Source organism: Saccharopolyspora aridisoli (assembly GCF_004348445.1).
GTDB classification, from domain to species: domain Bacteria; phylum Actinomycetota; class Actinomycetes; order Mycobacteriales; family Pseudonocardiaceae; genus Saccharopolyspora; species Saccharopolyspora aridisoli.
Map to the genome: position 1 here is coordinate 37,311 of NZ_SMKV01000009.1, position 22,478 is coordinate 59,788.

A 22,478-nucleotide genomic window follows, 5' to 3' on the forward strand; every position below is an offset into this window, starting at 1 on the left:
GGTCCAACCGAGGGCATCACATTTGTGAACAGCAGCGCACCGCATGTTTCACGGGTGTTTCGAGATCACCCCATCACGTTGCGCGCTGAAGACGGAACCCGGCTGCGCGGCGTTCTGCACCCCGGGCCGGGGCTTCCCGCGCCCCTGGGTTTCGTCGTCGGTCACGGCTTCACCAACCACATCCGCAAACCCAGCGTGCGCAGCGTCCTGCAACGGTTCGCCACGCACGGGCCGGTGCTGGCGACGGATTTCCGCGGCCACGGCCGCTCCGGCGGCCGGACCACCGTCGGCCCGAACGAGGCCATGGACATCGACGTGGCCGTCGCGCACCTGCGCGCGGCCGGATGCGAGCGCGTCGTCACGGTCGGGTTCTCCCTGGGCGGCTCCGTCGTGCTCCGGCAGGCGGCCCTGGGGACGCCGCCGGACGCGGTGATCTCGGTGAGCAGCCCCGCGCGCTGGTTCGTGCGCGACACCCCCGCGATGCGCAGGGTCCACTGGCTGCTCGAACAGCCCCACGGGCGGTTGAGCGCCCGCCTGCTCGGCGTGCGGCTGGCCGGTCCGTGGCCCCGGGTCCCGGTGTCCCCGATCGAACTCGCCACCCGCATCGAGGTGCCGCAGCTGATCGTGCACGGTGCCGAGGATCACTACTTCCCCCCAGCCGACGCGCGCGCCCTCAGCGAGGCGGGCGGAGCGGAGTTCTGGCTGGTCGAGGGCATGCGGCACGCGGAGAGCTCGACCAATCCGGAACTGGTGGACCGGATCGCGGCGTGGGCGGTCGATACAGTGGGACCACCCGATCGAGCCCGGTTGGGCTCCCGGCGCCCCGACAGAACGGAACGCGCGGAGTGAAGAAGCTCGCGATCACCCTCGTCCTCGTCATCGGCCTCCTGGTCGCCGCCGACTTCGGCTCGGCCGCGTTCGCCGAGTACCAGGTGTCGAAGAGGGTCGCTCAGCAGCTCAAGTTGCCGGAGCAGCCCGAAGTCTCGATCAACGGCTTCCCGTTCCTGACCCAGGTCGCCGCGGGCAACTTCCGCGACGTGCAGCTGGTGGCCAACGCGGTGCCGGTCGAGCCGTTCAACGAGGTGGGCATCGAGGCCGACCTGCACGGCGTGAAGGTCGCGACCTCCGAGGTCATCGCGGGCACCGCCGAGCAGTTCACGGTCGACCAGCTGGTGGGCCGGGTGAAGCTGAAGGCCTCCGACGTCGCGCGCCTGATCGGCGTCCAGGACCTGACCATCGAACCCGCGGCCCCGGACGCGCTCGCCGACGACGACGGCAACATCAGCGAATCCGACAAGCGGCTGGCCGAGGGCGGCGACGACCAGCGCGCGCCGGTCCAGCTCGACGGCACCGTCAACATCGCCGGCTCCGACAACAAGGTGCGCGTGATCGCGGTGCTGTCGCTGGTCAACGGCAAGATGGAGATCGAGCCGCGCGAGCTGGAGCTGAACAACAGCGCGCTGGGACCGATCGACCTGCCGCCGATCTTCGAGCAGTCGGTGCTCAAGCAGTTCAACACCACCCTCGACCCGGGGATGCTGCCGTTCGAGGTGCAGCCCACGGCGGTGCGCGCCGAGCGCGGCGCGCTGGTCATCGAGGGCACCGCGGAGAACGTCACGATCAACGGCACCGGGGTGACCACGGGATGAGCCCGGGTGTGATCGCACTGCTGATCGTCGTGCCGGTGGTTCTCGTGCTGGGACTGGCCTGGCAGGCCCGGCAGGGCAAGGTGCGCAACAGCGGCGGCGAGGAGATCGTGACCGACAACTTCCCGGACGGGCTCAAGCAGCGGCTCGCGGACGCCCCGGAACCGGACGCGAAGGTGACCCTGCTCCAGCTGTCGACCACCTTCTGCCAGCCGTGCCGGCACGCCCGCATCCTGCTGGCCGACTTCGCGGGCAAGAACTCCGACGTCCGCCACGTCGAGGTCGACCTCACCAACCACCCCGAGTGGTCCACGCCGCTGCGCGTCCACAGCACCCCGACCACCCTGGTCCTGGACCGCGCGGGCCGCGAGCTCTTCCGCGTCGGCGGTGTCCCCCGCCCCCAGGCCCTCTCCGAGGTGATCCAGCCGCACCTGTGACCTGCTGATCGCGCAGCCGTCACCTCGTTCACACCTGAGCGGCTCGCACCGCCGCGGGTTCCGACACGTCGTCTGGCGAGGACCCAGCGACGACGTGCACCGGCGCGCACGACTAGCGGCGCCCGGAGTTCAGGCGGCGTGTCGTTCCGCTAGCCGACCGCAGGGGAGCGAGCAGCACCGTGGAATCCGTCCCACTGTATGAACGTTCTTCCCGGCGATCGGTCGATCCGGGTAATCTCCGGGTCGTGCATGTGCTGCTGACCCGAAGGCGCGCGGTTGATCTCTGCCGCGTGGGTAGCAGCCTGTGTTGATGGCACTGACCGGGCGGTAGTACGCGTTCCGAGCACGGCCTCGTCATGTCCTCATGACCCTCGCCGGCGCGCGCCCACCGCCTGACGGACTCGGCAGACCCAGTCCACATCGTCAGGAGGCCCTCGAAGGATGTCTGTCACGACGCTCGACCCACGCGGGGTCAGGTTCACCGCAGCGATGACCAGCGCGATCCTCGCGTTGGGCCTGATCACCACGAGCTGGCGCGTCATGGCGGCCCAGATGGTCCTGTTCGGTCTGTGCACGTTCATCGGGATGCAGCTCAACCCGTGGGGCGCGCTGTACCGGACCACCGTGCAGCCCAAGCTCGCACCGGTCGCACCGGAAGAGCGCGAGGACCCCGCACCCGTTCGCTTCTCGCAAGGAGTGGGCTTCGTCTTCACCCTCGTGGCCACCATCGGCTACGCGGCGGGCCTGACCACTCTCGGCATCGCGGCAAACGCCTTAGCCCTCGTGGCGGCACTGCTCAACGCGGTGTTCGGCTACTGCCTCGGCTGCCAGATGTACCTGGTGCTCCGCCGGTTCGCGCCGGCCGGGGTACCCAACTGACTGACCAAGTTCGAAGATCAACGAAGGAGTCGCTCGATGAGCCGCGCAGAGGTCCTGGTCTCCACCGAGTGGGCCGAAGAGAACCTGAACACCGCCGGGGTGGTGTTCGCCGAGGTGGACGAGGACACCACAGCCTACGACGGCGGCCACATCCCCGGGGCCATCAAGCTGGACTGGAAGAACGACCTGCAGGACCCGGTCCGTCGTGACTTCGTCGACCGCGAGGGCTTCGAGGAGCTGCTGTCCGCCAAGGGCATCGGCAACGACGACACCGTGGTGCTCTACGGCGGCAACAACAACTGGTTCGCCGCCTACGCCTACTGGTACTTCAAGCTCTACGGCCACAGCGACGTCAAGCTGATCGACGGTGGCCGCAAGAAGTGGGAGCTCGACGGCCGCGAGCTGACCAAGGACGAGCCGACCAAGGCCGCGACCACCTACAAGGCCCAGGAGCCGGACACCTCGATCCGCGCCTTCCGGGACGAGGTCGTCGACGCCATCGGCACCAAGAACCTGGTCGACGTGCGCTCGCCCGACGAGTTCTCCGGCAAGCTGCTGGCCCCGGCGCACCTGCCGCAGGAGGCCGCGCAGCGCGGTGGCCACATCCCCAGCGCGATCAACGTGCCGTGGAGCAAGGCCGCGAACGAGGACGGCACCTTCCGCTCCGACGAGGAGCTCAAGGAGATCTACGGCGAGGCCGGGCTGGACACCAGCAAGGACACCATCGCCTACTGCCGCATCGGCGAGCGCTCCTCGCACACCTGGTTCGTGCTGCGCGAGCTGCTCGGCCACCAGAACGTGAAGAACTACGACGGTTCCTGGACCGAGTACGGCTCGCTGATCGGCGTGCCGATCGAGAACCCGTCCGGCGCCTGATCACCCCGGTAACACCGAGCAAGGAGTTTGTGTCATGAGTGGATGCGGAGCGCCGCAGCAGTCGGCAACCGCGGTCGACGAGGCCACTGACCAGGTCGTCGTGGCCGGCAAGGTGCGGGCCGGGGAGTCGCCCGTCGGCGGGGCTTTCGTCCGCCTGCTGGACTCCTCCGGCGAGTTCACCGCCGAGGTCGTCACCTCCGAGGAGGGCGACTTCCGGTTCTACGCGGCTCCGGGTGACTGGACCGTCCGCGCGCTGCACCGCAGCGGCAAGGGCGAGTCCAAGGTCTCCCCGACGGGCACCGGCGTCCACGCCGTGGACATCGCGGTCGCCTGACCTGCGCAGTAAGGGCCGGCACCTCGCGAGGTGCCGGCCCTTCGCCGTGTCAGGCCTTGCGGGAGCGCAGCAGCGCGAAGGCCCGCTCGTCGCGGTCCGGGGCCCGGGGGTCGGAGTTCTCCTGGCAGCCGACCGTGGTGAAGTCGACGACGTCCCAGCCGGTCCGGTCGAAGATCCGGCGTAGACCGGTCTCGCTGAAGATCCAGAAGTTGGTCGCGTCGTCGTTGGCCTCGGCCGGGTCAAGCAGGTAGGCGACGGGCTGGTCCGCGATGCGCGTGCCGTCCGGGGTGACCTGGGCGATGCGGGTCGAGATGAAGCACAGCTCCGCGCGCTCGGCCAGGCGCTCCAGCACCAGGAACGGGTTCTTCAGGTGGTAGAGCAGGCCGAGGAAGAACACCGCGCCGTAGTGCTCGGCGGGCAGCCGGAACTGGGCGTCCAGGTCGATCTCGTGCACCTGCGCGAGCGAGGGCAGCTCCTCGACCAGGCGCCGGGCGCCGCGCAAGCCGTTGAAGTTGGTGGGCGCGTTGTCGACCAGGTCGACCTCGCAGCCCAGCTCGTCCTCCAGGAAGAACCCGAAGTCGCCGTCGGCGGCCCCGATGTCGGCGATGCGGGTGCCCGCGATGCTGTCGAACACCTGCCGCTGCGGCCCGCTGAGCAGGGCGTCCAGGTGGAAGATGTTGGCCATGGTGTCGTACGGGTACCAACTGAAGTCGGCCGGCGCGATCTTGTCCTTGCGGGCCAGCAGCTCCTCGCGGTAGGCCAGCGCGCGCTCGCGCAGCGTCTCGAAGTCCATGTGATCCTCGTCCCGGCTCTGACGTTCCTGGTGTTCAGCGGATGTTCTCGCCGCTCACCACGCCGATCATGCCGCACGCCACACTCCGCCGGGACGTCGCCGTGGTTATCCTTCACCCGTGGAACTCCTCGACTTTCTGCACTACGGCCTCGTCACGCTCGTCGGACTCGCTGCGGTCGCGACCATCTGGTTCGCCTTCTACGTGGTGTACCGCCTGTTCAACGACTGATGACGGCCTCGTTGTAGCCTCGATGCGATGACTGCAACGCCGAACGAACCGCAGCCGGGCAGCGGCGATGCCGCAGTTGCCGCGGCAGCGGAACGAGCCAAGACCACCCGGGAACTCAACGTCCCGGAGTTCGACGACCTCCCCGGCGAGGGCGACACCGCGAACCTGCGGCTGGGCCCCTCGCTCGACGACGCCTGCCTGTCGCTGCTGCCGCTGGTCGGCGTGTGGCGCGGCGAGGGCGAGGCTTCGCACCCGTCGCTGGAGGAGACCTTCCGGTTCATCCAGCAGGTGACGATCTCGCACGACGGCCGCCCGTTCCTCATGTACTCCAGCCGCGCGTGGCGGCTGGACGGCGAGGGCGGCAACGTCGTGGCACCCGCGTTCCGCGAGACCGGCTTCCTGCGCCCGCAGCCCGACGACACCATCGAGCTCATGCTGATGCACTCGACGGGCGTCTCGGAGCTGTTCATCGGGCAGCCGCGCAACACCACGACCTGGGAGTTCGGCACCGACGCGGTGTTGCGCACCCCGACGGGCGAGGACGTCACCGCCGCCAGCCGCCTCTACGGCGTCGTCGACGGAGCCCTCGCGTACGTGGAGGAACGAGCCACCTCGGAGCACGAGCTGCAGCCGCGCCTCTCGGCGAAGCTCGACCGAATCGCAGGATGATGTCGACCTGCACAGCGGTGCAGCAGGGGAACCTGACCCGCGGTGCCAGCTGCTCAGGCGGTGGAGGCGAGAGCGCCTGCTGCGCTTGCCCGACGCCTCAGTAGTTCGACTCGTAGAGGCCGACGACCTCGGTGTGCAGCGCGTCGTCGGCCTTCACGGACGTGCCGTTGATGGCGCGGACCTGGGTCAAGCGGCGGATGCTGGAGGCGAGCCAGACGCCGTCGGATTCGAAGAGCGCTGAGGTGGGGAAGTCCACCACCTCGGTCTCCCAGCCCGCCTGCTCGGCCGCGCGGAACAGCGCGCCCTGGGTGGTCCCCGCCAGGACCCCCGAGGCGGGTGGTGTGGTCAGCAGCTTGCGGCCCTGGGCCAGCACGACCGTCGAGGTCGGGCCCTCCAGCACGGTGCCCTCGCTGGCGGTGAAGATGACGTCGTCGGCGCCCCGCGACTCGGCCTCGCGGAGCGCGGCCATGTTCACCGCGTAGGACAGCGTCTTGGCCGACAGCAGCAGCCACGGGGCCCGGTCCATCAGGTCAGGCGCGTAGCCGCGGTCCAGGGTCACGACCTCGACTCCGCTGTCGCGCTTGCGCTTGGTGTCGGAGCCGACGTCCATGCCCATCGCGAACCCGTGCGGCGTGCCGTCCCCACCGTCTATGCCTCGGGTGCAGACGAGCTTCAGGGCCATCTCAGGCTCGGAATCCCACGGCCAGGCGTCGATGACCGCCTGCCCGGCGCGCTCCCAGGCCGCCCGCTCGGGAAGCCGCATCTGCAGCAGCCGCGCGGACCGCTCCATGCGGTCGAGGTGCGGCCCGAGCTCACGCGGCTTCCGGTCGACGACCAGGATCGTCTCGAAGCAGCCGTCACCTCGCATCACACCGAGGTCATCGGCCCGGAACAGCGGAGCTTCGGGGTCGGCGAGGGTCCCGTCCAGAAGTGCCAGTACGCGCATGCCGGAAGGGTAGAGCGTCCAGGTCCCGGAGTCGGACCGGAGGTTACGATCGAGGTGGGTTTCCCCATCCGAGCGCGTCGAGCACGGGAGCGGGCATTGAGCGACCAGGGATCGCTGCGCAGCACTCTGCACCAACGGGGCATGCGCATGACGCCGCAGCGCCAGCTGGTGCTCGACGCCGTGCGCGAGCTGGGCCACGCCACGCCGGAGCAGGCGTGCAAGAAGGTGCAGGAGATCGCCCCGACGATCAACATCACCACCATCTACCGGGCGCTCGACCTGCTCGAACAGCTCGGGCTGGTGCGGCACACCCACCTCGGCCACGGTGCGCCGACCTACTCCGCCGAAGAGCACGAGCACGTCCACCTCGCCTGCCACCGATGCGGCCGGATCGACGAGGTGCCCATCGAGACGATGGACGAGCTGGCCGACAAGCTGCGCGCCGAGCACGGCTTCGCCCTCGACGCGACGCACCTGGCGCTGTCCGGCACCTGCCGGGAATGCCAGGCCGCCGACATCGGCTGAACCCGGTGTCGCACGAGCACGACTCAAGGAGCGTTAAATGAGTTCACCCACGCTGGATCTGCCGGGTGCGGTACCCGCGCCGGAAGACTCGGTGGACCGGGGCGTTCCCTGGCACTTCGGCGACCCGTTCGCCGAGCAGCGCTCGGCAGCGCGTGCGGCCGTCCTGGTCGACCGCTCGCACCGCGAGGTCATCGCGGTTCCCGGTGAAGAACGGCTGAGCTGGTTGCACCTGGTGCTCTCGCAGCACCTCACGGAACTGCCCGACGGGCAGGGCACCGAGGCGCTCGTGCTCGACACCCACGGCCGGGTGGACAGCCACATGCTGGTCGCCCACCACGAGGGCGTCGTGTACCTCGACACCGACGCGGCCTCGGAGGTCACCAGCGCGCTGCCGTCGATCGGTGTCAACGGCAGGCAGTCGCTGCCGGACTACCTGGACGCGATGCGGTTCTGGTCGAAGGTCGAGCCGCGCGACGCCACCTCGGAGTTCGCGGTGCTGACGGCGATGGGCCCCGACGCCGGCGGCATCCTCGCCGGGTTCACCGAGGTCCCCTCCGATGCTTACGAGGTGCGCGGACTGCCGGGCGGCGGGTTCGTGCGCAACGTGCCGTTCCGCGCGTTGCAGACCTACGACCTGCTGGTTCCGCGCGAGTCGCTGGTGGACTGGTGGCTCAAGCTCACCGACGCCGGCATCCGCCCGTCGGGGACGATGGCCTTCGAGGCGCTGCGCGTGGAGGCGCTGCGGCCTCGGGTCGGGATGGACACCGACGACCGCTCGATCCCGCACGAGCTGGGCTGGATCCACCTCGCCGCGCACGTGGCCAAGGGCTGCTACCGCGGGCAGGAGACGGTCGCGAAGGTCCACAACGTCGGCAAGCCCCCGCGCAGGATGGTGCTGCTGCACCTGGACGGTTCGGTGGAGGTCTCGCCGGAGATCGGCGACCCGGTGTTCCACGGCGACCGCAAGGTCGGCCGGGTGGGCAGCGTCGTGCAGCACCACGAGCTCGGACCGGTGGCGTTGGCACTGCTCAAGCGCACGGCTCCGGTGGACGGAGAGCTGATGGCCGGTGATCCGGAGGAGGACCGCGCGGTGGCCGCGGCGGTCGACCCGGACTCGGTGCCGCCGGACAGCGGTGAGCCGCCCGGCCGGGTGGCCGTCGACCGGCTTCGCGGCCGGTGACCGGTTAGCTTCGGTAACGGTCCTCAAGTTCTGCGCGCCAAGTGACGTCGGTGTTTGACAAGGCGGGTATGCCTTGAGGCATGCCGGTCGCCCGATCAGGGGTCGTTTCGAACACCGAGGAGCGCTGATCGAAGGCCCGGCGTCACACTGTTGCCGTAACGACATCACCCGAACTGTTGGCGAGCTCGACCGAATTGCCGGAGGATGGCCACGTGATCGAAGTCCGCCCGGGTGGACGCCGTCGTATCGACAGGGTCCTGTCCCCGGACTACACCAGTGGCATCGAACAACACGTGCTGGGTGATGTGCGCGCGTTGCGGGACGAGGCCGCCCAGGAGGAGACGGACCTGTCCTACCTGCGACGGGTGCTGCACGCGCGCATCGACATCGTGCGCGCTGAGCAGCGCCGCCGGCGCGAGGACGGTTCGCGGTCCGTGGTCGAGCAGCTGGTGAACATCCTGTCCGACAACGCGGTCGGCCCGGCCACCGGTTCGGGCCGCTACCAGACCACCGAGCCCTCGCGGGCCGAGGCGCACCGCAGGCACGTGGAAGCGCTGGTCTCGGACGTGGACCTCTCCGACGTCATGTCGCTGTCCGATGAGAAACTGGACCGGGCGCTGAGCGCCTACACCGCCGAGGAGAACTCGGTCTCCCGGCGCCGCCGCGAGGTCCAGCAGGTCGTGGATCGACTCAACGCAGAGATCGCACGCCGCTACCGGGAGGGCGCCGCGTCGGTGGATGACCTTCTGGCAGAGGAGCGAGACCGGCGTTGATCCCCCCTGTTCCACTCATCGAGATCGTCCGAAGTGGACTTCGGGAAGGTGTGCACCACGCTTCGGTGGTGGTGATCGGCCCGGACGGCGCGCCCCTGATCACGCGGGGTGACGCGACCGCTCCGATGTACCCGCGGTCGTCGCTCAAACCCGCGCAGGCGGTCGGGATGCTGCGCTGCGGGCTCGAACTCCCCTCCGCCGACCTGGCGCTCGCCGCCGCTTCGCACAGCGGCGAGCATGACCACATCGCTCGCGTCTCGGAGATGCTGGAGCGGTTCTCGCTGACCGAGGACGACCTGCGCTGCCCGCCGGACCTGCCGCTGGGCCAGGCCGCGCGCCGGGGCGTCTCCGAGGAGCGGCGGATCACCATGAACTGCTCCGGCAAGCACGCCGCGATGCTCGCCACCTGCGTGATCAACGGCTGGTCCACCGCCGACTACCTGGATCCGAAGCACAGGCTGCAGGTCGCGATCGCCGACACCGTCGTGGAACTGGCCGGCGAGCCGCTGGCCAACACCGCGGTCGACGGCTGCGGTGCCCCGCTGTTCGCGATCTCGCTGACCGGGCTCGCCCGTGTGTTCCAGCGGCTGGTCAACTCCCCGGTCGGGGAAGCGATGCACGAGCACCCGTGGCTGGTCTCGGGAACCGGCCGCGAGGACGTCCGGTTGATGGGTGCGGTCCCTGGGCTGATCAGCAAGATCGGGGCGGAAGGCGTCTTCGCCTTCGCCCTGCCGGACGGCCGCGCCGCGGCGATCAAGATCGCCGACGGCGGTGACCGCGCCCGGCTGCCGATCGCTGTCGGCATCCTCTCCGCTCTCGGCGTCACGGGCTTGGACGAGCTCGCCGAGGAACCGGTCTTCGGCGGAGGCCACCGCGTCGGGTCGATCCGCCTCATCCCCAACGCCCTGGACTGACCTCCCGGCTCCCGGTCCAGGTCGAACGCTTCTCATCAGCACCTGGCCCGCGATACGCTCATATCTCGGAACAGATTTCCCACATCCCGGGAAGGTGAGCATGGGCGCGCAGGACACCTACACGCACGGGCACCACGAGAGCGTGCTGCGGTCGCCCCAGTGGCGGACGGCTGAGAACTCGGCCCCGCACCTGCTCGGAGACCTGCGCCCCGGTGTCCAGGTGCTCGACGTCGGCTGCGGTCCGGGGACGATCACCCTCGACTTCGCCGAACGGGTCGCGCCGGGCCAGGTGCTGGGCATCGACAACGTCGAAGAGCCGCTGGCGATCTCGCGCACCGCCGCAGCCGAGCGCGGAGTGGACAACGCACGGTTCGAGGTCGCCGACGTCTACCGCCTGCCCCACGCCGATGACTCCTTCGACGTCGTGCACGCCCACCAGGTCCTGCAGCACCTCACCGACCCGGTCGCCGCGCTCCGCGAGATGCGCCGCGTGTGCAAGCCCGGCGGGGTCGTCGCCGCCCGCGACGCCGACTACGGCGGCATGCGCTGGTCACCCGATCACCCGGGGCTGGACCGATGGCTGGAGCTCTACCGCGCGGTCGCCCGCAGCAACCACGCCTACCCCGACGGCGGCAAGCTCCTCAAGACCTGGGCCCTGGAGGCGGGTTTCACCGACGTCGAGTGCACCGCCTCGGCCTGGTGCTTCGCCACGCCCGAGGAACGCGCCTGGTGGGGCGACCTCTGGGCGGACCGGATCCGCCAGTCCTCCTTCGCCCACCAGGCCATCGCCCACGGCCTGACCACGCAGGACGAACTGGAGTCCCTCGCCCAGGCCTGGCACGCCTGGCGCGACGCCGACACCGGCTGGTTCGCCGTCCTCAACGGCGAAGTCCGCTGCCGCACCTGACCCACCGCCCCTGCAGCGGACATCCGATTCCAGTGGAGATCAGGGCTCTGATTTCCACTGAAGTCGGGACCCTGATTTCCACTGGAATCGGGAAGACCACCCGCGGGGTGGCCTCAGAGCAGTGGTCGAGCGGGGACTTAGTTGTGGTGTTCGCGGGCGGCGAACTCCGACCAGAAGTCTCGGAGCTGCTCGTAGCGGGTGGCGACCTCTTCGGCGTCGTCGGCCTCCATGGCGTCGACGATGGCGTGGACGTCCTCGGCCGAGGTGTCGGCGTCGAGATCCGACTGGGTCATCAGCTGGACGAGGCCGCCGTAGTCGAGCTCGACGGCGCTGTGCGGGTGGAAGCGCTCCAGCCAGCGTCCGGTCTCCTTGAGGATCTGGGTTGGACCGTCGTCACCGATCGACTGCTTGGACACCGAGTGCGCACGAGCCACCCGTCGGCGAGCATCGGCCATCGCGACCCGCCAGCAGACGCGGCGGCGATCAGGTTCGGTGAACACGCAGCGCTCGGTCGGATCCACCACGACGAACCAGGGCAGCGGAACGGTCCAGGTCGACGACAGCACGTGCACGGCGCCGCCGGAGAGCTCGCTGACCACCGCGCCGGCGCGAGTGCGGGCCTTGTCCACCGACTCCGGCAGAGCCGCCGTGCGCAACGGGACGTCCGCGTCGCCCAGGAACCCCACCAGAGCCGCCGCAGCGCGCCCGTGCACGTCCAGCGGGCACACCAGCGGTCCCGGGCCGACCGTGGCGGCAGGGGCCGTGGGCACGTCCTCGGGGGCCAGCACGAGGACACCGCCCACGCCTTGTACTTCGCCGTCGGCGTTCTCGCCCGGCAGCAACCGCGGGGGCGCGGCGAGTTGACTGCGCAGCCACAGGTGCTGCTCCCACAGCCCCGCGTCGAACGGGTCCACGGACCCGCGCTCCACCGCGGCGTCGACTTCCTCGCGCAGCGGTGGTTCGAACGACGACAGGGGCTCGTAAACCCTCAGGTAGGCGACGAACGGCTCTGGCACAGCGAGCATGGTGTCATGCCTCCGACGAGCCGGTTCGCGCGACTCACGGCCCTCCGCGAGCCGCGCCGAGCGGTTGATCGAATCGGGCGAGGGCGAGGTCACCCAAGACACGGCGGCCAACTCCTGGCACCACGTCGCGTTGAACCGCCTCGACACGGTACGGTAGTTACAGGAAAAGTTGTCGAGATCATGCGGGGCCGGCTTTCCCCTGTCCGCCCCGCACACCCTGTGCGAGGGGGTCGAGCCATGGGGCGCGGCCGGGCTAAGGCCAAGCAGACGAAGGTGGCCCGCGAGCTTAAGTACAGTTCCCCGTCCATGGACATAGAGGCGTTGCAGCGAGAGCTGTCGACCTCGGAGTCCGGCGAGTGGTCCAGCGAAGACCGCGATGACTCGCACGACGACGGGTACGACGACTACGACTACGGTCGACGTTGACGCACTCCTCCGGTGAGAACAGCGGTTCCAACGCTGTTCGCTCGATGGCGGAGTGCGTCGCTTAGCTCGCAGGACCCACTAGAGGAACAACGACGTGGATGGCGCCGCCGGTCACGACCGGCGGCGCCACTCACGTCTGAGAAACACCCGGGAACGGGGCTGAACACCGAGAGCGCGTCAGGGGCGGTGCGGGGATCAACTCCCGCACCGCCCCTGGTGCTGCGCGCTTGAGGACCCTCCAACGGGTGATCGTCACCATGCCGGGAATCCTCGGCGGGGTCTGTTCGTTGTACGGGGTGCCGGCGTCGTGCGCGTGCCCCCGGGCTCCAACTATCGCCTGCTGGGAATACCGTTCGGCTGGAGCCCATCAGTGCCACCCGCCGAGAGGCGGCCCGCACGACCCGGCTCCTCTTCCCCCAGTCCCGGGTGGTCCCCCTGCTCAGCGGTGCGGGCGGCGGCCCTGAGCGACTCCTCGAGCATGCGAAGACGCGCGTCGCGGTGCGCTCGTCACGAAGCCGCCTTAGAAACCGCCGGTGCCAGCTGCTCAGGTCAGGGCGATGAGGAAGCGCCTGCGTCGCTTGCCTGACGGACGTGCGGAGAAGCGAGAAGCCGCAGCGCCCTGCGCGGGCGCTGCGGCTTCTCGTGCGCTCGTCAGAAGCGGGGGTGGTTGCCCCGGAGGACGACTCGGTCGTCTTCGGTGGTGCCCTCGACCGTGGGTTGCTTGGCGACCTCGCCGAGGACCCATGCGGGCACGTGGCGGGCGGTGAGCACGGCCAGGGCGCGGTCGACGTCCTCCGCCGTGACCACGGCGACCATGCCGATGCCCATGTTGAAGGTGCGCTCCATCTCCTCGGCCTCGACCCGGCCGCGCTGGGCGATCATCCGGAACACCGGCGCAGGCGTCCAAGTGCCGCGGTCCAGCGTCGCGGTCAGGCCCGACGGGATGACACGCGCCAGGTTCTGCGCTAGACCACCGCCGGTGACGTGCGCGAACGTTCGGACCTCCGCCTCGGCTGCCAGCGCCAGGCAGTCCTTGGTGTAGATCCGGGTCGGTTCGAGCATCTCCTCGCCGAGGGTGCGGCCGAACTCCTCCACGTGGCCTTCCAGCGGCATCCGCGCCAGGTCCAGCAGCACGTGCCGGGCCAGCGAGTAGCCGTTGGAGTGCAGACCGGACGAGCCCAGCGCGATGACCACGTCGCCGGGGCGGACCTTGTCCGGTCCCAGCATCCCGTCGGCCTCCACGACGCCCACACCGGTGGCGGAGATGTCGTACTCGCCGGGCGCCATCATCCCCGGGTGCTCGGCGGTTTCGCCGCCCAGCAGTGCGCAACCGGCCTGCACGCAGCCCTCGGAAATGCCCTTGACCAGGTCCGCGACCCGGTTTGGGACGACCTGGCCGACGGCGATGTAGTCCTGCAGGAACAGCGGCTCGGCACCGGCGACCACCAGGTCGTCGACGACCATGGCGACGAGATCGATGCCGACCGTGTCGTGCTTGTCCACGGCCTGCGCCACGGCCAGCTTCGTGCCCACGCCATCGGTGGAGGACGCGAGGACCGGCTCCTTCCAGCGGTCGAGCTTGAGCTGGAACAGGCCCGCGAACCCACCGAGGGAACCGAGCACCTCCGGCCGGGTCGCGCGCTCCGCCCAGGGGCGGATCTTCTCCACCGCCTCATCACCGGCCTCGATGCTCACTCCCGCCGCGGCGTAGGTGGCCTTCGTGGTTTCGGGTTGGGCAGACCCTGCGATCAGGTCTTCGGACACGACTGGCTCCACATCTAGTGCGATTTGCGATTCGCCGGACGCGCAATCCTGGCACGGCCCACGCTACGCGGCGACGGTGAGGTCAAGGACGTTGCAGCGCGTCTTCCGCCCCGTAACCGCTGGGCAGCAAGGGCTCGGCGGGACCGGTCACGCCGCGCTCACCACCGAGTCCCTCCAGCAGGTACTTGCCGATCCGCGCGTCGTCCGGCAGCGGGATCGGGTACTCGCCGTCGAAGCACGCCGCGCACAGCCGGTTGCGGGGCTGCTCGGTGGCGGCGATCAGGCCGTCCAGAGAGACGTACCCGAGGCTGTCGGCGCCGATCGAGCGCCGCACGCCGTCGTCGTCGAGACCGTTGGCGACCAGTTCGGCGCGGGAGGCGAAGTCGATGCCGTAGAAGCACGGCCACTTCACCGGCGGTGAGGCGATCCGCACGTGCACCTCGACGGCTCCGGCCTCGCGCAGCATCCGCACCAGCGCGCGCTGGGTGTTGCCGCGCACGATGGAGTCGTCGACCACGACCAGCCGCTTGCCGCGGATGACCTCGCGGAGCGGGTTGAGCTTGAGCCGGATGCCCAGCTGGCGGATCGTCTGCGAGGGCTGGATGAACGTCCGGCCCACGTAGGAGTTCTTCACCAGGCCGTTGCCGTAGGGGATGCCGGACGCCTGCGCGTACCCGACCGCGGCCGGGGTGCCCGACTCCGGAACGGGGATGACCAGGTCGGCGTCGACCGGGTGTTCCTTGGCCAGCTTGCGGCCGATCTCCACACGGGTGCCGTGCACCGTGCGGCCGGAGATCGTGGTGTCCGGGCGCGCCAGGTAGACGTACTCGAACACGCAACCCTTGGGCTTGGGACTGGCGAAGGACTGCGAACGCAGCCCGTCGGCGTCGATGGCCAGCAGCTCACCGGGCTCGACCTCGCGGACGAACGACGCGCCGACGATGTCCAGCGCGGCGGTCTCGCTGGCCACGACCCAGCCGCGTTCGAGGCGACCGAGCACCAGCGGGCGCACGCCCTGCGGGTCGCGGACCGCGTAGAGGGTGTCCTCGTCGCAGAAGACCATCGAGAAGGCGCCCGAAACGGTCGGGAACAGCTCCATCGCGGCCTGCTCGAGGCCGATGTCCGCGGCATTGGCCGCGAGCATGCCGGTGACCAGGTCGGAGTCGCTGGTGGCGCGTTCGCAGCCGTTGGCGGGCGACGACAGGTTGCCGCCGTCGACCTTGCCGAAGTCGCGCGCGCGTTCGAGCAGTTCGGCGGTGTTGACGAGGTTGCCGTTGTGGCCGAGCGCGAGGCCGCTGCCAGCACCGGTGGTGCGGAAGGTCGGCTGCGCGTTCTCCCAAGAGCCTCCACCGGTGGTGGAGTACCGGCAGTGCCCGACCGCGACGTGACCGTGCAGCGAAGCGAGCGTCTGCTCGGTGAACACCTGGCTGACCAAGCCCAGATCCTTGTAAACGACCACCTGAGAACCGTCACCGACGGCGATGCCGGCGGCTTCCTGGCCTCGGTGCTGGAGGGCGTAGAGCCCGTAGAACGAGAGCTTGGCGACTTCTTCGCCAGGGGCCCAGACGCCGAACACACCGCACTCTTCGCGGGGGATGTCCCGCTCCAACGCGTCGGCGGAGGTGTCGAAGGTCGGAAAGGGCAGGTCCGTTGTCGTGCTGGCACTAGCCGGACGGTCGGTGACCACCGAGAACTCCCTGGATGACGGAGTCGGAGTTACACCTCAGTGTAAGGCGCCGGAAACCTGGGCGAACCCCGCACGAAGCGTGTCGGCCATCTCATCACAACACGTAGCAGGCCCGAAGCCCTCAGCCCTGCTCCACGCGCACGATGGGGAGCCACTGGGAGACGTCGGAGCGCGGACCCGAAGCGCTCAGCGTGCCGCCTTCGACGGCTTCCGCCCAGTTCAGGCGCCCGGTTGCGAGCAGCAGCCAGGTTCGCGGATCGGTCTCGACGACGTTCGGCGGGGTGCCGCGGGTGTGCCGGGGGCCTTCGACGCACTGCACGGCCGCGAACGGTGGGACCCGCACCTCGACGCTGTTGCCGGGCGCGACCTGCTCCAGGGTTCGCAGGCTCAGCCGCACGGCCTTGGCCAGCTCCGGCCTGGCCGGACGACGTTCGGCGTCGTCGAGCCACTCGCGCACGGCGGTGACCGCCTCGCGCACCTCCCCGGGGTCCACCGCACCGCGCTTCGGCATGGCGCGGAGTTTAGTGCGGGCGGTCCTGGTCCGAGCTGACCGGGCAAAAGAGATTTCGTTCAAGAGCTCCTCGGACTCTGGAACGCCCGATCGTGCGCCTCGGTGCCGGTGCTCACATGTGCAGGACCGGCACCGAGACGCCTGATCGATTCACAGCCAGCCGAGCTTGACCGCCTGCATCCCGGCTTGGAACCGCGTCTCGACGCCGAGCCGCGAGATCAGCTCACGCACCCGGCGGTGCGCGGTGCGAGCGCTGAAGCCCATCAGCCGGCCGATGGTGTCATCGGTGGCGCCCGAGGCCAGCAACGACAGGATCCACCGCTCCTCCTCGGTGGGCCGCAGCTCGTTGCCGTCGAGGTCCTGGTTGGCCGTGAACGGCGCCGCGCAGCGCCACAGGTCCTCGAAGATGCGTGCGATCGCCGCCAGCATCGCCGAGCTGCGCACGACGACCGCGCTCTCCACCGAGGTCTCGGTGACGGTCAGCGGCATCAACGCGATCTCGTTGTCCACCATGATCAGCTTGGTGGGCGCCACGTGGATCACCCGCGCCTGCTCGCCCAGTGCCACGAGTTTGGTCGTGATGTCCAGCTGCGGCGGACGAGCCAGCGCGGAGCGGTCGTAGAGCACCTGGTAGCGCACGCCTTCGGCGAGCTTGCGCGACTCCAGCGAGTCCAGCGTGCCGGTCTGCGCGTAGGGCGGCTTGGCGACGCCCTGCACCAGGTGCGTGGCGCTGGCCTGCAGCTCGTAAGCCGCCCAGCCGACCCGCTTGGCCCCGTGCACGACCTGCAGCACTCCGCCGCTGCCCGCCTGCGTCCGAGCCGCTCGGGTGACCGATGCGACCTGCGCCTGCACGGCGCGCTGGCTGAGCTGTTCCGGTGCGCCCGGCTCGGCCACCCCGGTCGGCGGCTTGGTCAGTTCCTCGGTGTATCCGGGTAACACGGCACATCCCTCCTCGATGTGCCCCGGCGACGCCCGCCTCGCGATCAGGCACGGGCACCGCAATGGACACTGAGCTCCCCCTGTTGTGGGCAACGTATCTACCGGGAACAACCGCCGGAACCGACTTTCGCCGGACAAGTTGGGCGACGAACGTGCTTGCGCCCGATCAGCGGAGCCCCGATACCCCCGGAAGCAGCGCCTCCACGCAGCGCGGGCCCTCCCTGAAGCGCTCAGGAAGGGCCCGCGATGGCGCTCTACCGCGTCAGGCGATCACAGGTCGCCGATCTGCAGGAGGTCGGCGAGGGTGCCCTGCGGGGCTCCCTGCACGACACCCGCGGACGCCTGGCCCTGCAGGCCCTTGATGACGTCGGCCGGAGCGGTGCCCGGGTTGGCGCCCAGGAACAGCGCGCCGACGCCGGCCACGTGCGGGCTGGCCATCGAGGTGCCGCTCATCGCCTCGGTGCTGCCACCGGGAACGGTGGAGACGATGTCCACGCCGGGGGCGTAGCCCTCAACGGTGGCGCCGAAGTTGGTGAACTCCGCGGAGGTGTCGGTGTTGTCCGACGCGGCCGTGGTGAACACGCCCTCAGCACTGGCCGGGGACACCTGCTCTGCGTCCTGCGCCTCGTTGCCGGCGGCAACGGCGAGGAACACGCCGCTGTTGACCAGGTTGGTGGCCGCCTCGTCGAGGGCCGGGTCCTTCGGACCACCCAGCGACATGTTGGCGACGGAGTTCTCGTCGTGGTTCTGCGCGACCCAGTCGATGCCGCCGACGACGGACTCGGTGGTGCCCTGACCCTGGTCGTCGAGGACTCGGACGCCGACGAGCTTGACGGCCGGGGCGACGCCGTAGGTGTTGGAGCCGATGGTGCCGGCGACGTGCGTGCCGTGGCCCTGCTTGTCGAGGCCGTCGCCACCGGTGGCGTCGAAGCCGACCGAGGCGCGACCGCCGAAGTCGGGGTGGTCGGGCGCGATGCCGGTGTCGATGATGTAAGCGGTCACGCCCTCACCCTTGCCGGTGGGGGCGTAGGTGTCGTCCAGCGGCAGGGCCGGCTGGTCGATGCGGTCCAGGCCCCACGAACCGACGGCGGCCGGCTTGACGTTGGGCTCAACCGCCATGCGGTAGCTCTGCGAGATGTTCTGGACCTTGTCGCTGGCCCGGACCTTCTCCAGCTGCTCGGGGTTGAGCTTGGCCGAGAAGCCGTTGATCGACTTGGTGTAGGTGTGCCGGGCCTGGACGCCCAGCTCCTCGGCGACGCCCTGCGGGGCGATGCCGTCCTCGAGGTTGACGATGTAGACGTCCGCGGTGTCCCTGGACTGGGCCTGCGGGTGCAGGGTCAGCGGGGCGAGTTCGACCTGCGGCTGTGCGCCGGCGGGAGCTCCGGCGAACACGAGCGCCGCCGCGGCAACCCCTGCCCCGGTGCCGAAGAGCAGCTTCCTCATGCGTTCCCCTCCTTCGAGCGGTTCCGCTCGGGTGGGGCCGAGCGGAGGTGTTTCAGAGCGGAACGTAACCAGCGAGTGCACTCGTATGGGCGACGTTGGCGATTTTGCGCCAAACAATCGGACGTTGGGGTTAACGCGTTCCCAACCGGACCGGGCTTACCGGGAATGAGCAGCTGAAACTCCCGCAAGCGCAAGGGGCTGAACGGCCCGGCGATCGCCGGATTTCCCAGTTGTTACCCACAGGTAGCCATAACGCTGAGTACTCAACATAACGGAGGGCGGCCGCTCTAGCGGGTGGTGGCTACCCAGCGCCGCAACCGCAGCCGCACCGACTCGACGTACTCGTCGGACTGCTCGGAATCGCCGTCGGCCGACTCGGGATCCACGCCGTAGGTCATCCCGTAGTAGCGGTACAGCGCCCGTTCTGTCGCCAGCGGCAGGTCGCCCTTGTCCAGATCCACCCGAGGCGCCTGGCGGACGGCCTCCTTGCCGACCGAGACGGTGACCGTGTCGCCGTCGAAAGCGGCGCCGTCGAGCGGCACGAAGCTCTCGTTCGTGCCGAACAGACCGGTTTGAACCGTGATCCACGCGGGTTGTTCGGTGTCGTCGTCGATGAACAGCTGCCCCACGATGCCGATTCGCTGCCCCGCCGGATCGAAGACCTCGCACCCGAACATGCGCAACGCTTCCCGCTGACCGATCATCGAGCACCCCTCCCGCAAAGCCCGGGAACCAAGTTTCCCCCTTCCTCGCGCGGGGCGGCACCTCAGAACGGCGGACTGACCTCTTCGGACCACGCCCGGCGAAGAATGGGACCCTTCAACGGGAACGCTCGGCAGTCGCGGGGCGTGTTCTTGTCCAGCCGAGCTAACGGAGCCTCGATCCTCATGACCGAACCCACGCCGCCGATCACCGACGAGATGCGGGCGCACGCCCAGGAGAACCCGAACACCTGGCTGTACATCGCCGACCCGGGCTACGCCCAGGACGAAGAGGGCGACATGCCGCCGGAGGGCGTCGTCGGTGCTTACCGGATCGATGAGAACGGCGTGATCGACGAGGAATTCCAGTTCAACGAGCAGTACGTCCCCTCGGACCTGATGCTGCACCGGCCGGAGCCGAGCAACGACCTGGAGCGCGTGCTCGACGAGATCGCCGACGGCGAGCGCCCGGAGGACGACCTGCCGCAGGCCGTGCTGGACGGCGAGGTGATGCTCTACGCGCCGTCGGCCGACGACCGCAACGTCTACACCGCCGAGATGTCCGACGGCACCACGCTGGTCCCGGCCTGCACCTCCGCCGCGCGGGTTCCCGAAGACTGGCCGGGCTACCGCACTGTTCCCGGCTCCTGGCTCCCCGACGTCCTCGGCGGCTACGACCTCGGCCTCAACCTGCACGAAGCCGTCCAGGCCGTGATCCCCAACGGCGTACTCGTCCAGTTCGCCGAAGAACGAGGTCGATGAGGCCACTCACCTCGCTCGGGGGTGCGGGCAGGGGAACGTGAGCGGCTTCGTGGGCTCCGCGCGCCACCCTTGATGTCCTCCGCTCACCCCCGAGGTGGGCACGCGCGGCGTTCGCGGTGTGCTCGCCACGAAGGCGCTCAGAACCCGCGGTGCCCGCTACGAGGGTGGGGTGAGGAGGGACCGGCTTCGCCGGTTGCCGTCGAGACTCGATCGGCGGATGGCCGGTCGCTCTAGTCGAACCTAGGGTCGGCGGAATGACCGGACCGGGCCTGATCGAGGACTACGCGCTCCTGTCCGACCTGCGGACGGCCGCGCTCATCGGCAAGGACGGATCCCTCGACTGGTTGTGCCTGCCGCGCTTCGACGCCCCCGCCTGCTTCGCGCGACTGCTGGGCGGTGAGGGCCGCTGGTCGATCGCCCCGACCGAGCCGGTGCGCGAGGTGCGCCGCCGGTACCGGGACAACTCCCTGGTGCTGGAAACCGAGTTCCGCACCGACTCCGGCGTGCTGCGGCTGATCGACTTCATGCCGCCGCACGAGGTGAACCAGCACGACGAGCCGTGCGTGGTGCGGATCGTCGAGGGCGTGTCCGGGGAGGTCGGCTTCCAGCTCGACTGGGTGCTGCGCTTCGACTACGGCGATTCGGTGCCGTGGGTGCGGCGGGTCAGCGAGACCGAGCCGGTGCTCGACGAGTACGTCCTGGGCATCGCCGGTCCGAACACCGTCGTGCTGCGCGGCGAAGAACTGCCCACCCGGGTCGACGGCGAACGAGCCCACCGCCACACCGGAACCATCTCCGCCGGTCAGCGCATGTCCTGGGTGCTGCAGTGGGCGTCGGACCCCGACGAACTGCCAGCGCCGATGGACCCGGAGCAGGAACTGCTGGAGTGCGAGGGGTTCTGGCGGGACTGGTCCGCCAAGATCGTCTACGACGGGCCCTACCCGAAGGCCGTGCGCCGCTCGCTGGCCACGCTCAAGGCGCTGATCTACGCCCCGACCGGGGGCATCGTCGCCGCCCCCACCACCTCGCTGCCGGAAGCCGTTCCCGGCAAGCGCAATTGGGACTACCGCTACTGCTGGCTCCGCGACGCGACGCTGGTGCTGCTCGCCCTCGACGACCTCGGCTGCACCTCCGAAGCCGAGGCGTGGCGACGCTGGCTGGTCCGCTCCGTGGCCGGCGACCCCGCCGACCTGCAGATCATGTACGGCGTCGGCGGCGAACGGCACCTGATCGAGTGGGAAGCGGACTGGCTGCGCGGGTACCGGGACACGAGCCCCGTCCGGGTCGGCAACGCCGCCTACCGGCAGCGGCAGCTGGACGTCTACGGCGAGGTGATGGACGCGCTGCACCTGGCCCGCGAACGCGGATTGGTGGAGAGCGAGGACTCGTGGGCGTTGCAGCGCGGCATGCTCGCCCACCTGGAGCGGATCTGGCGGGAACCCGATCGCGGCCTGTGGGAGGTGCGCGGGCCGGACCGGCACTTCACGCACTCGCAGGTGATGGTGTGGGTCGCCTTCGACCGCGCGGTGCGCGGCGCCGAGGAGGACGGGCTGCCGGGACCGGTCGAGCACTGGCGGGAGCTGCGCGACGAGGTCCGCGAGGAGGTGCTGCGGCGCGCGTGGAACCCCGAGATCCGCGCGTTACCCAGTTCTACGGCGGAACCTCGCTGGACGCCTCGGTGCTGCTGCTGCCCGCGGTCGGTTTCCTCTCCGGCGACGACGAGCGGATGCGCAGCACCGTCGAGGCCATCCAGCGCGAGCTCCAGCACGGTGTGCTGGTCGACCGCTACACGACCACCGACGAGGCGAACGAGGTCGACGGCTTGGCCGGGCGGGAGGGTTCGTTCCTGGCCTGCTCGTTCTGGATGGTCGACGCGCTGGTCTACTGCGGTCGGCGCGAGGAGGCGGAGCGGATGTTCACCGAACTCGTCGAGATGGCCAACGACGTCGGTCTCTACTCCGAGGAGTTCGACGCCGAGAGCGGCTGCTTCACCGGCAACTTCCCGCAGGCGTTCAGCCACCTCGCGCTGGTCAACTCGGCGGCGGTCCTCTACGGCGGACGCACGCGGGAGCAGAAGTCCCGCCGCAACGGGGACGGCACCTGACGCCTCGG

25 protein-coding genes and 1 pseudogene are annotated in these 22,478 nt (G+C 69.7%); 17 read left to right on the forward strand and 9 right to left on the reverse strand.

The genetic code is table 11. From position 1 onward, the window contains the following. Nucleotides 1-78: 78 nt before the first annotated feature. The 7 genes from E1161_RS09450 (at nt 79) to E1161_RS09475 (ending at nt 4,172) form a co-directional block, all read left to right on the forward strand. Entirely contained in the window at nt 79-849 is a 771-nt protein-coding gene (locus E1161_RS09450; RefSeq protein WP_235874902.1) for an alpha/beta hydrolase, read from the forward strand. Continuing rightward, nucleotides 846-1,649: an LmeA family phospholipid-binding protein gene (locus tag E1161_RS09455; RefSeq protein WP_132621713.1), complete on the forward strand. Its 804-nt coding sequence runs from the start codon at nt 846-848 to the stop codon at nt 1,647-1,649. Before E1161_RS09450 ends, E1161_RS09455 begins: the two co-directional genes overlap by 4 nt. Continuing rightward, complete coding sequence (locus E1161_RS09460) at nt 1,646-2,083, forward strand: TlpA family protein disulfide reductase (protein ID WP_132621715.1); 438 nt, start codon at nt 1,646-1,648, stop codon at nt 2,081-2,083. Before E1161_RS09455 ends, E1161_RS09460 begins: the two co-directional genes overlap by 4 nt. Nucleotides 2,084-2,334: 251 nt before the next feature. Then, entirely contained in the window at nt 2,335-2,394 is a 60-nt protein-coding gene (locus E1161_RS28655; RefSeq protein ID WP_408011971.1) for a putative leader peptide, read from the forward strand. Nucleotides 2,395-2,524: 130 nt separating this feature from the next. Then, the gene (locus tag E1161_RS09465) at nt 2,525-2,962 is read left to right on the forward strand and encodes a DUF4395 domain-containing protein (protein ID WP_132621717.1); all 438 of its coding nucleotides are present in this window, start codon (nt 2,525-2,527) and stop codon (nt 2,960-2,962) included. 36 nt (nt 2,963-2,998) lie between these two features. Beyond that, nucleotides 2,999-3,838, forward strand: a complete 840-nt coding sequence (locus tag E1161_RS09470; RefSeq protein WP_132621719.1) for a sulfurtransferase — start codon at nt 2,999-3,001, stop codon at nt 3,836-3,838. A gap of 34 nt (nt 3,839-3,872) precedes the next feature. Continuing rightward, a complete protein-coding gene (locus tag E1161_RS09475) occupies nt 3,873-4,172 on the forward strand; it encodes a DUF1416 domain-containing protein (RefSeq protein WP_132621721.1) in 300 nt (99 codons plus the stop codon). A gap of 49 nt (nt 4,173-4,221) precedes the next feature. Here E1161_RS09475 and E1161_RS09480 read toward each other — a convergent pair whose 3' ends face one another. After that, the gene (locus tag E1161_RS09480) at nt 4,222-4,965 is read right to left on the reverse strand and encodes a class I SAM-dependent methyltransferase (protein ID WP_132621723.1); all 744 of its coding nucleotides are present in this window, start codon (nt 4,963-4,965) and stop codon (nt 4,222-4,224) included. Nucleotides 4,966-5,221: 256 nt separating this feature from the next. On the opposite strand from E1161_RS09480, the gene E1161_RS09485 reads away from it, so the two are divergent. Beyond that, nucleotides 5,222-5,863 carry an FABP family protein gene (locus E1161_RS09485; protein ID WP_132621725.1) on the forward strand — a complete coding sequence of 214 codons (642 nt, stop codon included), beginning with the start codon at nt 5,222-5,224 and terminating at the stop codon, nt 5,861-5,863. A gap of 97 nt (nt 5,864-5,960) precedes the next feature. Here E1161_RS09485 and E1161_RS09490 read toward each other — a convergent pair whose 3' ends face one another. Beyond that, a complete protein-coding gene (locus E1161_RS09490) occupies nt 5,961-6,809 on the reverse strand; it encodes an aminodeoxychorismate lyase (protein WP_132621727.1) in 849 nt (282 codons plus the stop codon). A gap of 96 nt (nt 6,810-6,905) precedes the next feature. On the opposite strand from E1161_RS09490, the gene E1161_RS09495 reads away from it, so the two are divergent. The 5 genes from E1161_RS09495 to E1161_RS09515 all read left to right on the forward strand — a co-directional run bounded on the left by E1161_RS09495 (nt 6,906) and on the right by E1161_RS09515 (nt 11,108). Next, nucleotides 6,906-7,334, forward strand: a complete 429-nt coding sequence (locus E1161_RS09495) for a Fur family transcriptional regulator (RefSeq protein WP_268951377.1) — start codon at nt 6,906-6,908, stop codon at nt 7,332-7,334. A 37-nt stretch (nt 7,335-7,371) separates the two neighbouring features. Continuing rightward, on the forward strand, nt 7,372-8,514 hold the full coding sequence (ygfZ, locus tag E1161_RS09500; RefSeq protein ID WP_132621729.1) for a CAF17-like 4Fe-4S cluster assembly/insertion protein YgfZ: 1,143 nt from the start codon (nt 7,372-7,374) through the stop codon (nt 8,512-8,514). Nucleotides 8,515-8,726: 212 nt separating this feature from the next. After that, complete coding sequence (locus E1161_RS09505) at nt 8,727-9,287, forward strand: RsiG family protein (RefSeq protein WP_132621731.1); 561 nt, start codon at nt 8,727-8,729, stop codon at nt 9,285-9,287. Beyond that, complete coding sequence (locus E1161_RS09510; protein ID WP_132621733.1) at nt 9,284-10,201, forward strand: asparaginase; 918 nt, start codon at nt 9,284-9,286, stop codon at nt 10,199-10,201. Before E1161_RS09505 ends, E1161_RS09510 begins: the two co-directional genes overlap by 4 nt. Before the next feature lie 100 nt (nt 10,202-10,301). Beyond that, nucleotides 10,302-11,108 (forward strand): methyltransferase domain-containing protein, encoded by an 807-nt coding sequence (locus tag E1161_RS09515; protein WP_132621735.1) that lies wholly within the window; start codon nt 10,302-10,304, stop codon nt 11,106-11,108. A gap of 137 nt (nt 11,109-11,245) precedes the next feature. Here E1161_RS09515 and E1161_RS09520 read toward each other — a convergent pair whose 3' ends face one another. Next, nucleotides 11,246-12,124: a hypothetical protein gene (locus E1161_RS09520; protein ID WP_132621737.1), complete on the reverse strand. Its 879-nt coding sequence runs from the start codon at nt 12,122-12,124 to the stop codon at nt 11,246-11,248. 246 nt (nt 12,125-12,370) lie between these two features. Between E1161_RS09520 and E1161_RS09525 the strand changes: the two genes are divergently transcribed. Beyond that, a complete protein-coding gene (locus E1161_RS09525) occupies nt 12,371-12,559 on the forward strand; it encodes a DUF3073 domain-containing protein (protein ID WP_093419982.1) in 189 nt (62 codons plus the stop codon). Nucleotides 12,560-13,210: 651 nt separating this feature from the next. Here the strand turns inward: E1161_RS09525 and purM are convergent. The 6 genes from purM to E1161_RS09555 form a co-directional block, all read right to left on the reverse strand. After that, nucleotides 13,211-14,323 (reverse strand): phosphoribosylformylglycinamidine cyclo-ligase, encoded by a 1,113-nt coding sequence (gene purM / locus E1161_RS09530; protein ID WP_132621738.1) that lies wholly within the window; start codon nt 14,321-14,323, stop codon nt 13,211-13,213. Between the two features lie 82 nt (nt 14,324-14,405). Further along, complete coding sequence (purF, locus tag E1161_RS09535; protein WP_132621971.1) at nt 14,406-15,968, reverse strand: amidophosphoribosyltransferase; 1,563 nt, start codon at nt 15,966-15,968, stop codon at nt 14,406-14,408. 163 nt (nt 15,969-16,131) lie between these two features. Continuing rightward, nucleotides 16,132-16,521 carry a sterol carrier family protein gene (locus E1161_RS09540; RefSeq protein WP_132621740.1) on the reverse strand — a complete coding sequence of 130 codons (390 nt, stop codon included), beginning with the start codon at nt 16,519-16,521 and terminating at the stop codon, nt 16,132-16,134. A 150-nt stretch (nt 16,522-16,671) separates the two neighbouring features. Continuing rightward, nucleotides 16,672-17,460 (reverse strand): helix-turn-helix domain-containing protein, encoded by a 789-nt coding sequence (locus E1161_RS09545; RefSeq protein WP_132621742.1) that lies wholly within the window; start codon nt 17,458-17,460, stop codon nt 16,672-16,674. Between the two features lie 270 nt (nt 17,461-17,730). Then, entirely contained in the window at nt 17,731-18,903 is a 1,173-nt protein-coding gene (locus tag E1161_RS09550; protein ID WP_132621744.1) for a S8 family peptidase, read from the reverse strand. Between the two features lie 287 nt (nt 18,904-19,190). Beyond that, complete coding sequence (locus E1161_RS09555; RefSeq protein WP_132621746.1) at nt 19,191-19,607, reverse strand: PRC-barrel domain-containing protein; 417 nt, start codon at nt 19,605-19,607, stop codon at nt 19,191-19,193. Nucleotides 19,608-19,790: 183 nt separating this feature from the next. Here E1161_RS09555 and E1161_RS09560 point away from each other — a divergent pair, with 183 nt between their 5' ends. From E1161_RS09560 to E1161_RS28505, 3 genes and pseudogenes are all read left to right on the forward strand, one after another. Further along, the gene (locus E1161_RS09560; protein WP_132621748.1) at nt 19,791-20,366 is read left to right on the forward strand and encodes a type VII secretion system-associated protein; all 576 of its coding nucleotides are present in this window, start codon (nt 19,791-19,793) and stop codon (nt 20,364-20,366) included. A gap of 254 nt (nt 20,367-20,620) precedes the next feature. Next, nucleotides 20,621-21,937, forward strand: a pseudogene (locus tag E1161_RS09565) (glycoside hydrolase family 15 protein); the annotation flags it as partial. Nucleotides 21,938-22,044: 107 nt separating this feature from the next. Then, nucleotides 22,045-22,470 (forward strand): glycoside hydrolase family 15 protein, encoded by a 426-nt coding sequence (locus tag E1161_RS28505; RefSeq protein ID WP_328591239.1) that lies wholly within the window; start codon nt 22,045-22,047, stop codon nt 22,468-22,470. The last annotated feature ends 8 nt before the right edge of the window (nt 22,471-22,478 follow it).

Coding starts and splice junctions, on each gene's coding strand:
- ygfZ (WP_132621729.1), top strand. CDS start 7,372: ATGAGTTCACCCACGCTGGATCTGCCGGGTGCGGTACCCGCGCCGGAA.
- E1161_RS09470 (WP_132621719.1), top strand. CDS start 2,999: ATGAGCCGCGCAGAGGTCCTGGTCTCCACCGAGTGGGCCGAAGAGAAC.
- E1161_RS09560 (WP_132621748.1), top strand. CDS start 19,791: ATGACCGAACCCACGCCGCCGATCACCGACGAGATGCGGGCGCACGCC.
- E1161_RS09490 (WP_132621727.1), bottom strand. CDS start 6,809: ATGCGCGTACTGGCACTTCTGGACGGGACCCTCGCCGACCCCGAAGCT.
- E1161_RS09555 (WP_132621746.1), bottom strand. CDS start 19,607: ATGATCGGTCAGCGGGAAGCGTTGCGCATGTTCGGGTGCGAGGTCTTC.
- E1161_RS09480 (WP_132621723.1), bottom strand. CDS start 4,965: ATGGACTTCGAGACGCTGCGCGAGCGCGCGCTGGCCTACCGCGAGGAG.
- E1161_RS09515 (WP_132621735.1), top strand. CDS start 10,302: ATGGGCGCGCAGGACACCTACACGCACGGGCACCACGAGAGCGTGCTG.
- E1161_RS09475 (WP_132621721.1), top strand. CDS start 3,873: ATGAGTGGATGCGGAGCGCCGCAGCAGTCGGCAACCGCGGTCGACGAG.
- E1161_RS09485 (WP_132621725.1), top strand. CDS start 5,222: ATGACTGCAACGCCGAACGAACCGCAGCCGGGCAGCGGCGATGCCGCA.
- E1161_RS09465 (WP_132621717.1), top strand. CDS start 2,525: ATGTCTGTCACGACGCTCGACCCACGCGGGGTCAGGTTCACCGCAGCG.
- E1161_RS09550 (WP_132621744.1), bottom strand. CDS start 18,903: ATGAGGAAGCTGCTCTTCGGCACCGGGGCAGGGGTTGCCGCGGCGGCG.
- E1161_RS09540 (WP_132621740.1), bottom strand. CDS start 16,521: ATGCCGAAGCGCGGTGCGGTGGACCCCGGGGAGGTGCGCGAGGCGGTC.
- E1161_RS09525 (WP_093419982.1), top strand. CDS start 12,371: ATGGGGCGCGGCCGGGCTAAGGCCAAGCAGACGAAGGTGGCCCGCGAG.
- E1161_RS09460 (WP_132621715.1), top strand. CDS start 1,646: ATGAGCCCGGGTGTGATCGCACTGCTGATCGTCGTGCCGGTGGTTCTC.